At 49.6% G+C, this 14,144-nt stretch carries 10 protein-coding genes; 6 read left to right on the top strand and 4 right to left on the bottom strand.

Annotated elements, in window-relative coordinates:
• Positions 1-2: 2 nt before the first annotated feature.
• From SD10_RS17440 to SD10_RS17430, 3 genes are all read right to left on the bottom strand, one after another.
• Complete coding sequence (locus SD10_RS17440) at positions 3-1,892, bottom strand: CocE/NonD family hydrolase (protein ID WP_227698998.1); 1,890 nt, start codon at positions 1,890-1,892, stop codon at positions 3-5.
• A gap of 199 nt (positions 1,893-2,091) precedes the next feature.
• Positions 2,092-3,264 (bottom strand): amidohydrolase, encoded by a 1,173-nt coding sequence (locus SD10_RS17435; protein WP_227698996.1) that lies wholly within the window; start codon positions 3,262-3,264, stop codon positions 2,092-2,094.
• Positions 3,265-3,318: 54 nt separating this feature from the next.
• On the bottom strand, positions 3,319-4,866 hold the full coding sequence (locus SD10_RS17430) for a S10 family peptidase (RefSeq protein ID WP_046575464.1): 1,548 nt from the start codon (positions 4,864-4,866) through the stop codon (positions 3,319-3,321).
• Positions 4,867-5,110: 244 nt separating this feature from the next.
• On the opposite strand from SD10_RS17430, the gene SD10_RS17425 reads away from it, so the two are divergent.
• Together SD10_RS17425 and SD10_RS17420 are read left to right on the top strand one after the other, a co-directional pair.
• Positions 5,111-6,385 carry a M20/M25/M40 family metallo-hydrolase gene (locus SD10_RS17425; RefSeq protein WP_046575462.1) on the top strand — a complete coding sequence of 425 codons (1,275 nt, stop codon included), beginning with the start codon at positions 5,111-5,113 and terminating at the stop codon, positions 6,383-6,385.
• Between the two features lie 90 nt (positions 6,386-6,475).
• Positions 6,476-7,261, top strand: a complete 786-nt coding sequence (locus SD10_RS17420; RefSeq protein ID WP_046575459.1) for an NIPSNAP family protein — start codon at positions 6,476-6,478, stop codon at positions 7,259-7,261.
• A 247-nt stretch (positions 7,262-7,508) separates the two neighbouring features.
• On the opposite strand, the gene SD10_RS17415 is transcribed toward SD10_RS17420, so the two are convergent.
• A complete protein-coding gene (locus SD10_RS17415) occupies positions 7,509-8,234 on the bottom strand; it encodes an NUDIX hydrolase (RefSeq protein ID WP_046575457.1) in 726 nt (241 codons plus the stop codon).
• Between the two features lie 134 nt (positions 8,235-8,368).
• Here SD10_RS17415 and SD10_RS17410 point away from each other — a divergent pair, with 134 nt between their 5' ends.
• The 4 genes from SD10_RS17410 to SD10_RS17395 all read left to right on the top strand — a co-directional run bounded on the left by SD10_RS17410 (position 8,369) and on the right by SD10_RS17395 (position 14,124).
• On the top strand, positions 8,369-11,827 hold the full coding sequence (locus SD10_RS17410) for a ThuA domain-containing protein (protein WP_046575455.1): 3,459 nt from the start codon (positions 8,369-8,371) through the stop codon (positions 11,825-11,827).
• Between the two features lie 44 nt (positions 11,828-11,871).
• Positions 11,872-12,252 carry a hypothetical protein gene (locus SD10_RS17405; RefSeq protein WP_046575453.1) on the top strand — a complete coding sequence of 127 codons (381 nt, stop codon included), beginning with the start codon at positions 11,872-11,874 and terminating at the stop codon, positions 12,250-12,252.
• Positions 12,253-12,496: 244 nt separating this feature from the next.
• Positions 12,497-13,408: an alpha/beta fold hydrolase gene (locus tag SD10_RS17400; RefSeq protein ID WP_046575452.1), complete on the top strand. Its 912-nt coding sequence runs from the start codon at positions 12,497-12,499 to the stop codon at positions 13,406-13,408.
• A gap of 266 nt (positions 13,409-13,674) precedes the next feature.
• Entirely contained in the window at positions 13,675-14,124 is a 450-nt protein-coding gene (locus tag SD10_RS17395) for a RidA family protein (RefSeq protein WP_052731212.1), read from the top strand.
• Positions 14,125-14,144: the final 20 nt, after the last annotated feature.

Here is a 14,144-nt window from a genome sequence, read left to right as displayed (position 1 = left end):
AATTACTGAGCCAGAACGCCCACTTTTAAGAAACTGGCGCCCGGCTTGCCGTGGTACACCCGATGGGTTGCTTTCTTGTAGTCGGACTCTTTCGCGCTAAAAATAGGGACAAATGTTTGCGGATTCCGGTCACTCCAGGGGAAGCATGAACTTTGTACCTGCACCATAAGCCGATGCCCTTTTTTGAACGTATGCAGCACATCCTGCAACTCGACGGCAACGGAAGTGGGCTGATTCGGGGTGAATGGTTCAGGTTTGCTGATGTTATTCCGGTAACGTCCCCGAATAATATCACTGCGCACCAACTGCTGATAATCGCCGTAGACAACATCTGGTTTCTTCGGATTCTGGGGCGCATCGGGCGGATACACATCAATGACTTTAACAACCCAGTCGGCATCGGTACCCGTGGTGGAAACGGTAAGCTGGGCTAAAATTGGTCCGGCTAACGTCAAGTCTTCGGTAAGCGCGTCGGTTTGGAACGTTAGCACATCCGGGCGTGCCGAGGCAAATCGCTGATCCTCGACCATGTAATCGGCGGAAAAGCCATCGTTGATTTTGCTGGAAAATGGGACCGGATGCGCCGGGTCAGACGGGAATTCGGAGAAGGCCGCACCGGTTGTTGACGGGGTAAAGCTGAGTTTGCCATTTCCTGCCAGATACAGTTGTTTCTGAACCGTTCCTTTCGGCGGATACGTATCGAAGGAACGCCAGCGATTCGACCCGGTTTCAAATAGGGTGGCTTCGGGAAGGGATAGGGAAGTAGCCTCGTTGAAGAGGTAATGTTTGAAGAATTTCGCTTCGATATTTTCCTGATAGTAGGGCGATACCTTCGAACCAAAATCCAGGTCAGCCAGCGTTTGCCCCGACGGACCCGCCCAGCCGCCATGCACCCAGGGGCCTACCACGAAGATGCTTTGAATACCCGGATTCTGTTTCTCAATTGCCTTGTAGGTATTGAAGGTACCAAATAAATCCTGCTCATCGTACCAGCCGCCGACAACCATAACGGCCTGCTTAATGCCTTTGAGGTGCGGCAGAATGTTGCGCTTTTTCCAATGCTCGTCGTAATCTGGATGCTCGAAATTCTCGTGATAGTATTTGTTGCGTCCCTTGTAGTAAGCACTTTCCGAATTGGCCGTTGGGCCCATGTTCAGGTAAAAATGATAGCCGTCGGGATCGTTGATGTCGAAGATAGCTGGAGGATTCTGTTTGGTCGGTTGTTTGTGTTCCTGAAAAAACGTGTAGAACCCAAAGTTGGCGGCAATCATAAACGCCCCATTGTGAAACGCATCATCGCGCCAGAGGTCAGCCATAGGCGCTTGTGGAGAGGATGCTTTCAGGGCAGGATGCCCCGATACGGCCCCCGCTGAGGTAAAGAAGCCGGGATAACTAATGCCCCATTGCCCGACATTGCCGTTGTTGTTAGGCATGTTTTTCAGCAGCCAATCGATGGTATCGTAGGTGTCAGATGCTTCGTCGTGGTCGGCGTTTCCTTTCTTGACATCTATGTGCGGAGTCATTTCGACAAATGTTCCCTCAGATGCCCACCGCCCCCGAACGTCCTGATAGACAACGATGTAATTATCGCGAAGCATGAATGCATTGGGCCCAACCCGCCGACGGATGCGCTCAACGCCGTAAGGCTGGCAACTGTAGGGCGTCCGTTGCATAATGATCGGATGTTTTACGGTCTGGTCTTTTGGGGCATAGACCTGCGTAAACAGTTTGGTGCCATCGCGCATGGGCACCAGAAATTCAGATTTCTGGTAGTTCTCACGCACATAAGCGGAATCTTGGGCGGGAGTAAATGGGTATGGATTAGCCGATGGCGTCGTTTGGGCAACAACAAATACGGGGATCAGCAGCAGGAACGTGATGAGTGTTTTCAAAAGGATATGTGACTGAATGAGTTTCGTCGCAAAATAGAATTTTATTCCGCTGGTCGATAATCTTGGCTGTTAATTATGTGGAGACGGCAACTTTCTCCACGGTTTGTGTCCTCACGGACCGTACTCGCGTCAGCAACCTTAATAAGCGGTCCGTGAGGACACAAACCGTGGAAGTAGGGCACGGACCGTGGAGGAATAGTCAAAAATGAGCGATTTCGATCAGGTCAAAAAATAACCGGGCCGCTGGTTCGATCAGGTTATCGTTAAAATCATAATCGTCATTGTGCAGAGCTGGCGAGTCTACACCATTGCCAATGCCAAACATAGCACCGGGAAAATGCTGGGTAAATAATCCGAAATCTTCGCCCCATTTGAAGGGCTCTTGTTTTTCAACGAATGTGTAGCCGAGTTTTAGTGCGCTGGATTTGATCTGCTCATACGCGTCGGTATTGTTTTCATTGGCAAAGAAGGCCTCCGTATAGCTTGTTTTTATGGCCAGGCCACTGTCGGTAGCCAGGTCATCGAGCAACGCCACTAACTGAGCCGTCAAAGCTTCCATCCGTTTGGCATTGCGGGTTCGTAAGGTTAAATGAACCTCTCCATAACCCGCCGAGATGCCGTAGGATTTCTCCCCCATTGTCGTATAAACCGGCGTTATCAGCGCAAACGCATCCGACCCCGGATCAGTATGTTGTATTTGCCTGGTTTTAAGCATGAAATCGGCCATAGCATAAGCTGGATTCAAGCCCTTTTCAGGTTCGGCCGAATGGGAAACCTTCCCTTCGAACGTGGCAATCAGACTCAGTACAGATGGCGTAAATGAGCCTGGTTTACACACAATGACGCCTTGTTCATAACCCGGTATATTGTGCAGAGCGAAAACCCGGTCGGGACGAATGGCCGCGAAGGCGGGGTCAGCCAGTACCGATTCGGCCCCTTTGCCATTTTCTTCGGCGGGCTGAAATAGCAAATATACCCGGCCCAGTGCGATCGGTTTTTGCCCCAACAGAGACGCCAGCCGAGCCAGGATAGCCACGTGACCATCGTGACCGCACTTGTGTGAGACACCGTCAATTCTTGACCTGTGAGCAAACGTATTTATCTCCTGGATTGGTAACGCATCACTATCTGCCCGGATTAAGGTGACGGGCCCTTCATTGCTTTCACCATATTGGAGCAGCAAACCAGTAGTGGCCAGTTCAACCAGGCGGGTGGGCGCAAACGGATTGACAAACGATTTTATCCGTCTTTGCGTGTCCACTTCCTGACACGACACTTCAGGGAACTGATGAAGTTCCCGCCTGAATTGAACAAAGATATCTGCCTCGTCTAACGCCATAAAAACAGCTTGTTGAAGTGATTGTAAGTGCATTGGCACGAAGAAAAAAAGTGAGTCTTTGTGCCAATGCATTAAAAAATAACAGCGCTACCGGCTTCCCGAATACTTAGCGGGTGCGCTGTTTTGGGGAGTGCTTTTCTGAATGAACTTTCGCAGGTGTTCGTTGCTGGTGGCGAGATCTTCTTTGCGGAGATACATCATGTGGCCGCTCCGGTAGCCAACCCATTCCATTCGGTCGTTCAGTTTGCCGCTGGCGTCCATCTGCCACATATTGTATTTGGCATTAAAGTAATCGCAGGCCCCATCATAATAGCCCGATTGCACCAATAGATGCAGATACGGATTCTGAGCCATCGCCTGACGCAGGTTTTCGCCCGTATGGTTGTTGGTATTGTCCCAGGGAAATGTGGGACCAAACATGTAATATTTCAGATCAGTTTTGTAGTTCAGTTCTTCGCGCATAAACATGTTGATAGCGGGCGTGAAGGAATGCAGCCAGGAGGTCAGCTCGGCATTATAATCGGGACTGATACCGGCATCTTTACTATCTATACCCAGATACCGGGAATCCAGCCGTCCGACCGTCTGGCTTTTGCTTCGGAGCAGTTCTTTCCAGAAAAAATTAGCGGGTACATCCAGGTTCTGCTGCATCACGGCCGTTTCGGATAAGCCCGAATACCGGGCCACTTTAGCCGCGATTTCCTTCCGTTTCTGATCGCTCAGGGAGCCGCCCAGGGCCAGAGCGGGCAGGTACTCCGAGATTGTGAAGGCTTCCACCTCGGGCAGAATATCGGTCAGGTCTTTCTTTTGCAAGTCAGCGGGTAAGGCTTTGTGATACCAGGCTGTAGCGGCAAAGTAGGGGAGCTTGAGGGCTCCTTTGGCAGGACCATCCCGTTCGATCCCCAAATCAGTTGGCGAAACCAGAATAACGCCATTCAGGTACATCCAGTGGGCGTTCTGGAGTTCAAGGGCCAAGCCCGATACGCGGGTAGTGCCGTAACTTTCACCAATCAAATACTTGGGCGATGCCCAGCGGTTGTAGCGACTAACAAAGGTATTGAGCCAATCGGCTAAGTATTTAATGTCGGCGTTGACGCCAAAGAACAGTTTGGCTGCGGGTACATCTTTATTGGCGGGGCGGGAAAACCCCGTATTGACCGGATCGACATACACAATGTCGGCCACATCCAGAATCGAGTTCGGATTGTCTTTAATGCCATAAGGCTGGGTTGGATAGCCTTCGTCATCAATCTTCAGGATGCGCGGGCCGGTGTAGCCAATCATCATCCAGACGGAAGCCGTACCTGGCCCACCATTGAACGAGATGACTAACGGACGGGTCGTTCGGTCGGCTACGTCGGACCGTTCGAAATAAGTAAAAAATACCCCGGCAATGGGCTTCCCCTCTTCATCCCAAACCGGAATGGTGCCTGCGGTCGCTTTATAAGGAACCCGTTGACCTTTAATCGTGACCTGCCCATTGGTCACAACCTGCGCGTCCATGTTCAGCGTGCGGGAAGAGGCACTGGGCTTGTCTTCTTTTGGGCCTTGTTTTTCTGTACTGGCAGGCTTTTGGGCAAACGTATCGGTGAGGGTGTAGAAACAGAGAAGCAGAATCAGGGAAACGTATTTCATGAATAGTGACGTGACTGACGTTATAAATGGTGGTTTGACGAGGTACCATTTTGGACCGAAGATAAGAAGAATAGCAGAAGAAGTGATGAACAGCGGGATGTTGAATCCGTTTAGATTAATTACTGTGCGTTTATTGAGTTTATTTTTAAGACTAGGCGCATAAGCAATTTATATCACCTTAAGATTGTACGTTTGTCACTTAATATTTTGTCTTTTAGGTAATTTCCCCAATTAAATTAAAGTCATGAAGCATATTTTATTTAGTCTGTTAATGGTCACATCGGGTGCGTTCGCCCAGTCACTTCCCAAAACAGAAGCAGGCGTTGTGGCCACCGTCAAAAAGCAGATGCCTGAAACCGAGGCCTTTCTCGAAAAGGTCGTTAATATCAATAGCGGCTCGTTAAATAAAGAAGGCGTCCGGACGGTCGGTAAGCTAATGTCGGATGAACTCGGCAAGCTGGGCTTTAAAACAGAGTGGATTACCTTACCCGATTCCCTCAATCGGGCCGGACACCTGGTGGCTACCCGGCAGGGTAAGAAAGGGAAAAAGCTGTTTCTGATTGGCCATCTGGATACCGTCTTTGAGAAGAGCCTGCCGATGGAACCTTTCACCCGTGTCAATGATTCGACGGCTTCGGGGCAGGGGGTCAATGACATCAAAGGGGGCGACGTGCTGGTGATTGCCGCTTTAAAAGCTCTGAATGACCAAAAACTGCTCGACGACGCGTCTATTACGGTCTATTTTACTGGCGATGAAGAAAGTGGGGGCGGGGCCGCCAGCCGTATTGATTTTGTGGAACGAGCCAAGAAATGTGATATCGCCCTGGCGTTCGAAACGGCGCAGGGGTTGCATAGTGTCACTACTGGTCGGCGGGGTTCCAGCAGCTGGACGCTCAACGTAAAAGCCCGAACGGGGCATTCGTCCCGGATTTTCAGCGACCTGGGTTACGGCGCGATTTATGAAGCTGTTCGCATTCTGAACGAATTTCGGCGCACGTTGGGGCAGGAACAATACCTGACCTTCAATCCCGGCTTGATCGTAGGCGGTTCGGAGGTGCATTATGATGATAAAACCGCCAAAGCGGAAACCATCGGCAAGACAAACATTGTAGCCGGAACGGCGCTGGTAAAAGGCGACCTGCGGTTTTTGACCGAAGCGCAGAAGGAAAGCGCCCGAACCCACATGCGCGAAATTGTCGATAAGTCGCTGCCACTCACGAAAGCAACGATCTCATTTTCAGACGGCATTCCAGGAATGGAACCATCGGCGGCCAACGATGACCTTCGAAAACAACTAGATAAACTCAGTCGCGATATGGGCATCGGTCCCGTTCAGGCGGGTGATCCCGGTTCGCGCGGGGCGGGCGACGTGTCGTTTGTCGCGCAATACATGCCCTGTCTGGATGGGTTGGGTGCGTCGGGTAAAGGAGCGCACAGTATTGAAGAAACCATGAACACCAAAGAATATCCCTTGTTGATTCAACGGACGGCTCTGTTCATTTATCGGCTGACGCGATAGGGAATTTTAACTCAATTTCGAAAATCTCAGATTACCATTGTGAGTTTTTTATGGTTTCCTGCTTTTGTACCAAATACAATTTATTTAAGTATGTTCAGTAATCGTAAAGCAGTAGGTACTCCGTTCGTTGGCCTTCTCGTGGCTCTCCTCTTCAGCCTGAATCAAGGATTTGGTTTCGCGCCTAAACGTGAATTTTACCAGATCAAAATTTATCACCTAAAAGATAACAGCCAGAAAGACCGGCTGGAAACGTATTTGAAGCAGGCGTATCTACCCGCGCTGCATCGAGCAGGTATCGGAAAAATTGGCGTCTTCACACCCGCCGACGCCGACTCACTGGTGTACATGCTTATTCCGTTCAAATCGGTCGATCAGTTTATGGGCCTGCCCGAAACACTGGCGAAAGACAAACAATATACGTCGGCCGGGCAGGATTATCTGGAGGCTGCTTTTGACAAGCCTGTTTATAAGGGCTTCGAATCGATTCTGATGGAGTCGTTTGCCGGTATGCCCAGTATGATCGTGCCAAAATTGAACGCACCAGCTTCCGAGCGTATTTATGAACTTCGCCGGTACGAAGCCGCTACCGAGAAATTGCATGAGAACAAGATCAGCCAGTTCAACAATGGCGAGCTGGATATTTTCAAGCGGCTGGGTTTCAACACGGTGTTCTGTGGTCAGGTAAAAGTGGGCGGCAAGCAGCCGAGCATGATGTATATGACCTCATTTGAAAACAAAACGGAACGTGATACTCATTGGAAAGCGTTCGGTGCCGATCCGGCCTGGAAAACGTTAAATGCGCTCCCTGAATATGCCCACAACTTTCTGCGGGCCGACATTTACCTGTTGCACCCAACAGCTTATTCAGAGATCTAAGGCAACTAGTACGCTGGATTAAAACGGCTTTGACTGAAAAAAGAGCTCTATTTCGGTTCCTTTTTTCAGTCAAAGCCGTTTTAATGTATCCTCGGTCTGTGTCCTCACAGACCGCTTTAGCAAAGGCTGATCTAAGGCGGTCTATGAGGACACAGACCGAGGATGCCTGGCCGATTCGATTCATCGGTTTATTGGGTCAAATCAATCAATCCGGCGCAAATCAAAAAAAGTAGTACTAGTTCTGCGGTTACTTCAGAAATCGGTAGAGGTAAGGTGCCTTGTTGGCGGCACCCGTGAACTTCTTATCAAGCCGTTCCAACACATTAAGGTCCAGAATTTTTTTTTGGAAATTATTGCGGGCCAGGGGCTTATCAAAAATAGCTTCGTAGAGTTCCTGCACTTCCTTCATCGTAAATGTTTCAGGAAGCAGGTTAAATCCGATCAGCTTTTGATCGAGGTTTTGCCGCAAGGTGTCGAGGGCACTGGTTATCATCTCATTGTGGTCCATTATCAGGGTTGGTAAATGCTTACAATTATACCACCCAACGGACTCGTCAATATCACTCTTCTGGGGAACGACCTTCTTCATGTCCACCAGAGCATAATACCCGATCGAGATAAAGCGTCGGGTAATCCACTCAAGTTCTTTTAAATTGAACGGCCCACTTCCCAAGGTGTCTTCATTGCGTTCAAGTAATTCCTGTACAAAACGAGCGTTTGTACGCTCAGTGTCGCCAAATACCCGAAACTGCTCCAAATAGATGTCTTTTAAGCCAGTTCGCTCTTGGAGAATTCGGCGGGCGGCCTGGTCTATACTCTCATTCTGGGAAATAAACCCACCCGGCAACGCCCAAAAATCACCCCAGAATTTAAGCTTAGGAATTAAGACGTTGAGTTGCTTGTCTTGGTAGCCAAAAATGATGCAATCAATGGAAAGCTGTTGAATATAGTCCTGTTCGTGTAAGGAAGGCATACGTAATGAGCTGAAATACGCTGAGATTATAACGGTGCAAATATAGAATTGAATAAAATTTATTGTCTAAAAAAAAGACAATAAAAAATTTACTGCTACATTTGCTTATCAATCGTCCGTAAACAGTTTCAGAAATGAGCGCTAACCGTCTACTAGCCTGTGCCCTTTCATGGGGTTTGTGGCTGGCTACATTGGCTGTACAGGCCCAATCCCCCAAAATCAACGTATTAGTTTTTAGTAAAACGGCCGCGTTCCGGCATCAGTCCATCGAAGCGGGTAAAAAGGCACTGGCTAAAATGTCGGCGGAGAAGGGATTTGGCGTGAGCTTTACCGAAGATGCGACGCAGTTTACCGAAGCGAATCTCAAGAAATACAACACGGTTATCTTCCTCAACACGACGGGCGATGTCCTGAATAACGAAGAACAATCGTCATTTGAGCGCTATATCCAGGCCGGTGGCGGTTATGTGGGTATTCACGCGGCTACGGATACGGAATATGAATGGCCCTGGTACGGGAAACTGGCGGGCGCTTATTTTCTCGACCACCCGATGCCTAACAATGTACAGAAAGGCAAGTTCATCGTAGCCATGAAGAACCACTGGGCGACAAAAGGCATGCCCGACGAGTTCGAACGAACCGATGAGTTTTATAGCTTCAAAGATATTTCGCCCAAAATAAACGTCGTCCTCAAGATTGACGAAAAGAGCTATACCGGCGGTAAAAATCCTGATTTTCACCCCATGAGCTGGTATCAGACCTACGACGGTGGCCGTTCGTTTTATACCGCGATGGGTCATACCGACGAGTCATTCGCTGAGCCGTTGTTCTTGAATCATTTGTGGGCGGGTATTCAATACACGACCGGTGGTGATGCACCCAAACCGCTTGATTTTTCCAAAGCCCGGCCTGAAGAAAACCGGTTCAACAAAGCCATTTTAGCCGAAAAGCTCGACGAGCCAATGGAACTGTGCGTATTGGGTGACGGACGTGTGCTGTTCATTCAGCGCAAGGGAGAAGTTCAGTTATACAACATCAAAACCAAAGAGCTAAAAACCATTGCCCGAATTCCCGTCAGCACCAAATATGTCAGCAAAGAAGGCAAAGAGTCGATGGGAGAAGATGGGCTGATGGGCCTGAACAAAGACCCGAACTTTGCTCAGAATCATTGGATATACCTTTACTATTCAGACCCCAGCGAATCTAAAAACGTACTGGCTCGCTTCGACCTGAAAGGCGACGAGCTGGATATGGTGTCTAAAAAAGTATTGCTGGATGTGGCTACCCAACGCGAGGAATGCTGCCATACCGGCGGCTCGATTGCCTGGGACCGATCGGGTAACCTGTACCTCTCGACGGGCGACAATACAAATCCGCACGGATCAAATGGCTACAGCCCCAGCGACGAGCGGGAAGGACGCAGTGCCTGGGATGCCCAGAAGTCGTCGGCCAACACCAACGACCTGCGCGGTAAGATTATCCGCATCAAACCCCAGCCCGACGGCACCTATACGATTCCGGAAGGCAATCTGTTTGCTAAAGGCACCCCAAAAACGCGCCCTGAAATTTACACCATGGGCCACCGTAACCCATTCCGCATCTCGGTTGATCCCAAAACCGGTTACGTATACTGGGGCGAGGTGGGGCCTGATGCGGCCAAACCCGATGCCAATCGGGGTCCTGCCGGACATGACGAAGTGGGTCAGGCGCGTAAGGCCGGTAACTTCGGCTGGCCACATTTCGTGGGTGATAATAAAGCATATACCAAATACGACTTTGCCGCCAGCAAGTCGGGTGATAAGTGGGACGTTAATGCGCCTACCAATACCTCGCCCAACAACACGGGTCTGACCGTGCTCCCCCCGGCCCAGAAAGCCTTCATCTGGTATCCGTACGATGGTTCGCCTGAGTTTCCGTTGGTGGGTGCCGGTGGTCGTAATGCCATGGCGGGACCAGTCTTCTACGCCGACGACTTCAAGGGTGCGTCCCAGGCGTTTCCGAAATACTACGACGGTAAACTGTTGGCGTACGACTGGATGCGCGGCTGGATCATGGCTGTGACCATGGATTCGGTTGGTAATTATCAGTCGATGGAGCGGTTCATGCCGAGTTACAAATTTTCCAATCCAATGGATATGGAGTTTGCCGACAATGGTGATCTGTACATGCTCGAATACGGCTCCGGCTGGTTTACGGCCAATGACGATGCCCGCCTGATTCGCATCGAGTACAACGGAGGAAACCGCAAGCCACAAGTGCAGGTCGCGGCTAACAAACTGGGAGGATCGGCACCAATGAATCTGAAGCTGACCGCGAAAGGTACGACGGATAGTGACGGCGACGCCCTGACGTATGCCTGGAAGATTACATCTCTCAATAAAGCGGCCAAATTCAATAAGGTAATCAACACGGCCGATGCTAATCTGACGCTGGCCCAGGCCGGTGTCTACAAAGCGACCCTGACGGTGAACGATGGGAAAGGCGGTATCAGCTCGCAGTCGATGGATATTACCGTAGGAAACGAAGCACCGGTACTGACGGTCGAAATGCCGGGTGGCAACAAGTCATTCTTTACACCGAATAAACCGTTCCGGTACGATGTGAAGGTAAGCGACAAAGAAGATGGTACGTTGGGAAAAGGCATTGATCCAGAACGAGTTGCGGTTAATATCGATTACCTACCCGAAGGTTTCGATCAGGTTGCTATCGCACAGGGCCACCGGTCGGCTGATGCCGGAGCACTGTTGGCGGGCGGAAAAAAGCTCATCGAAGCGGGCGATTGTAAAGCGTGCCACAGCCTGAATAAAAAGTCGATTGGACCAGCGTACATGGATGTCGCCAAGAAATACAGGGGCGATAATGCAGCGCTGGAGCGACTGACGAAAAAAGTAATTTCGGGCGGTAGTGGCGTTTGGGGTGAAACCGCTATGGCGGCCCACCCGCAACTCTCAACCGCCGATGCCGCCGAAATGGTTAAGTACATTCTCAGCGTATCGAGTGAAGCCACTGCTGCCAGTGCGTTGCCGGTAAAGGGTAACTATACGGCTAACCTGCCCGCAGGCGACAAGGGCAAAGGTATATACATTGTACGGGCTTCTTACGAAGACAAAGGCGCAAAAGGCCTGCCATCACTGAAGTCGGAACAGACGTTCGTATTGCGGAATGCGAAAGCTGATGTGCATAGTTTTGATGCTTACGACAACGTAAATAAAATGTCTTACGGTGGCAACAACCTGGCCATTCCCAGCAAGTCGGGCGCTTACATAACCATGAAGCAAGTCGATCTGAATGGTGTTACAGAATTTCACATCATGGCTACTGCGCCTAAACCTCAACTGAATGCAAAAGGAGGCAAGGTTGAGGTGCACCTGGACAGCCCAACGGGTAAATTAGTTGGGGAGTCTTCATTTCTGGAGCCTTCCGATAAAATGGATTTCAAGCCGTCTGTATTAACGGTTCCCGTTAAACTCCCTGTTCCGCTGGATGGCAAGCCGCACGACGTGTACTTTGTCTTTACCAATCCAAAGGAAGCACTCGGCAGTCTGATGGTGGTGATGGGTGTCGAAGCCGTACTGGGTTCCGCTGGTCAGTAATTAATTTTTTTTTCCTAACAATTCACCTTTAACTCTTTAATATCATGAAAAAAACAAGCGTCCTTTTCTTCTTTATGCTGTTGAGCGTTGCTATGAACGGTATTGCACAAGCGCCCGCGCCCGCCGACTTCTTTGCCGGGAAATGGGACATTATGGTGGTAGGAACACCCAATGGCGATGCACAACTGGTGGCTAATCTGGTTCGGAAAGACGGTAAATTAACGGGAGAGATCACCACGCCTGCCGACACCACCAAGGGAGCCATTCCAATTACCAAGATCGAAGAAGGGACGGATAAACTTTCCCTATACTTTACGGCTCAGGGTTACGATGTTAACCTTGACCTGGCCAAAGTTGACGACGATAACCTCAAAGGGAGCCTGATGAATATGTTTGATGCCAAGGCAAAACGGCTAAAGGAGTAGCCAGAAAGTCAGGCGTTTTATAAAATGAGGACGGGAATCGAACCCCGTCCTCATTTTGCGTTTTAACCGTTCTGAGCAATTGGCTAACGCCAAAAGATACATTGCCTTTAGCTCAAGCGAGCCTGAAAATACGCTTGATATAACTTTCTGAAATAAAAGATGAACGAAAAAGAGAAACTCACTTGGATTCCGCTAAAGTGTTTATTTTTACCCACGTACCTTGTCTTCTTACTCCTTCCTTTGCATGAATAAACGATTACTCTGGCTCCTTCCCGTTGTCCTGATTAGTGCGGTTTACCTGTATCCTACCCCTAAAAAAGACGCACTCGACTTATATACAGGCTCCGATAAGACACCAATTAATGGCCTGGCCGCCTTCCGCAAACGACCGACGCGTACCATTGACACACAAGGGTACAGCTGGACCTATATGACCCTGGGGAAAGGCCCTAGAACCATCTTGTTCCTGCACGGAATGACCGGTGGCTACGACTTTTGGTGGCAACAGATGAACGCGTTTAGCCCTAACTACAGAGTCATCAGCGTTACTTACCCACCGGTCGATAATCTGTCTGAACTGGGAAAAGGCATCATGGCCATTCTCGATAAAGAAAATGTCGATTCTACGGTTGTCGTTGGCAGTTCGCTGGGCGGCTATCTGACGCAATACTTGCTGGCCACCTATCCGCAACGGGTAACAAAGGCGGTTTTAGGCAATACGTTTCCGAAGAATGATGTCTACGAAGAACTGAACCATAGCCGCGTTTCGCTGGCCTCCTGGCTGCCGGAATGGGCTGTCATGAACGCACTCCGGCAAAACCTGACGAATGTTGTGTTGCCCACCTCTGAGAATAACCCGCTGGTTGGAGCGCAATTGCTCGAAAATGCATACGGACGCATGTCGAAGGCGCAGTTTCTGGCCCGATACCATTGTGTGATCGATAAATTCCAGCCGATTGACGGAAAACAATCGGCAGTCCCACTGTTGATTCTGGAATCCGATAATGACCCGCTCATACTTCCTGAACTACGTGCCAAGCTAAAACAATATTACACGACAGCACAGGTGCATACTTTTCATCAGAAAGGCCATTTTCCGTACCTGAACGACCCTGAAGAGTACAATACTGTGTTGCGGGCGTTTCTGTCGAAGTGATTTTGTAAGTCCTGGCTTATCCAGTCGACAAAACTCATGTCTTTTTCAGTTGTATCGATCAGCGAAGCTCATTAAACTTTTTTTAACTAGGCTGAATTTGTCATTCCGACGCAGGAGGAATTTTCGGTAAGTGTAATAAAATAGCCCTCCTGCTGAAGATTCCTCCTGCGTCGGAATGACAAAGAACACTTATCGCCAACCTATTTTTAAAGTTTAAACGGCTCCTTTGGTAATATCCTTACAATCAAACTTTTAGATCTACTTTTATGAAACATCTTCTGCTCTGTCTACTAGCTTTTAGCATCACCTTTTCGGCCTTTGGTCAAAACAAGAAAATCGTTCAGCCTGGGAAAGCGCCGGCAAATCCATATCCGTTCAGTCCGGGTGTTATCAGCAATGGGCTGCTGTTTGTATCCGGGCAGGTAGGCACGGACCCGCAAACGGGCAAACTGGTGTCGGGTGGGGTAGAAGCAGAAACGACCCAGACTATCCAAAACATAAAAACCGTACTGGAGGCTGCTGGCGCTTCCCTCGATGATGTAGTGAGCGTGACGGTCTACCTAAGTAATATGGATGATTTTTCGAAGATGAACGCGATCTATAAGCAGTTCTTTAAAGAAGGCACGTACCCGGCCCGCACAACGGTGGGTGTAGCGAAGCTGGTGTTTGGTTCCAGTGTGGAAATGACCATGACAGCCGCCATGCCCAAAAAATAATCCATATTTTCCGCTAAACT

The organism is Spirosoma radiotolerans (assembly GCF_000974425.1).
Classification (GTDB): Bacteria; Bacteroidota; Bacteroidia; order Cytophagales; family Spirosomataceae; genus Spirosoma; species Spirosoma radiotolerans.
This window is presented reverse-complemented; position numbering and strand designations above follow the sequence as displayed.

Coding starts and splice junctions, on each gene's coding strand:
- SD10_RS17435 (WP_227698996.1), bottom strand. CDS start 3,264: ATGCACTTACAATCACTTCAACAAGCTGTTTTTATGGCGTTAGACGAG.
- SD10_RS17430 (WP_046575464.1), bottom strand. CDS start 4,866: ATGAAATACGTTTCCCTGATTCTGCTTCTCTGTTTCTACACCCTCACC.
- SD10_RS17425 (WP_046575462.1), top strand. CDS start 5,111: ATGAAGCATATTTTATTTAGTCTGTTAATGGTCACATCGGGTGCGTTC.
- SD10_RS17420 (WP_046575459.1), top strand. CDS start 6,476: ATGTTCAGTAATCGTAAAGCAGTAGGTACTCCGTTCGTTGGCCTTCTC.
- SD10_RS17415 (WP_046575457.1), bottom strand. CDS start 8,234: ATGCCTTCCTTACACGAACAGGACTATATTCAACAGCTTTCCATTGAT.
- SD10_RS17410 (WP_046575455.1), top strand. CDS start 8,369: ATGAGCGCTAACCGTCTACTAGCCTGTGCCCTTTCATGGGGTTTGTGG.
- SD10_RS17405 (WP_046575453.1), top strand. CDS start 11,872: ATGAAAAAAACAAGCGTCCTTTTCTTCTTTATGCTGTTGAGCGTTGCT.
- SD10_RS17400 (WP_046575452.1), top strand. CDS start 12,497: ATGAATAAACGATTACTCTGGCTCCTTCCCGTTGTCCTGATTAGTGCG.
- SD10_RS17395 (WP_052731212.1), top strand. CDS start 13,675: ATGAAACATCTTCTGCTCTGTCTACTAGCTTTTAGCATCACCTTTTCG.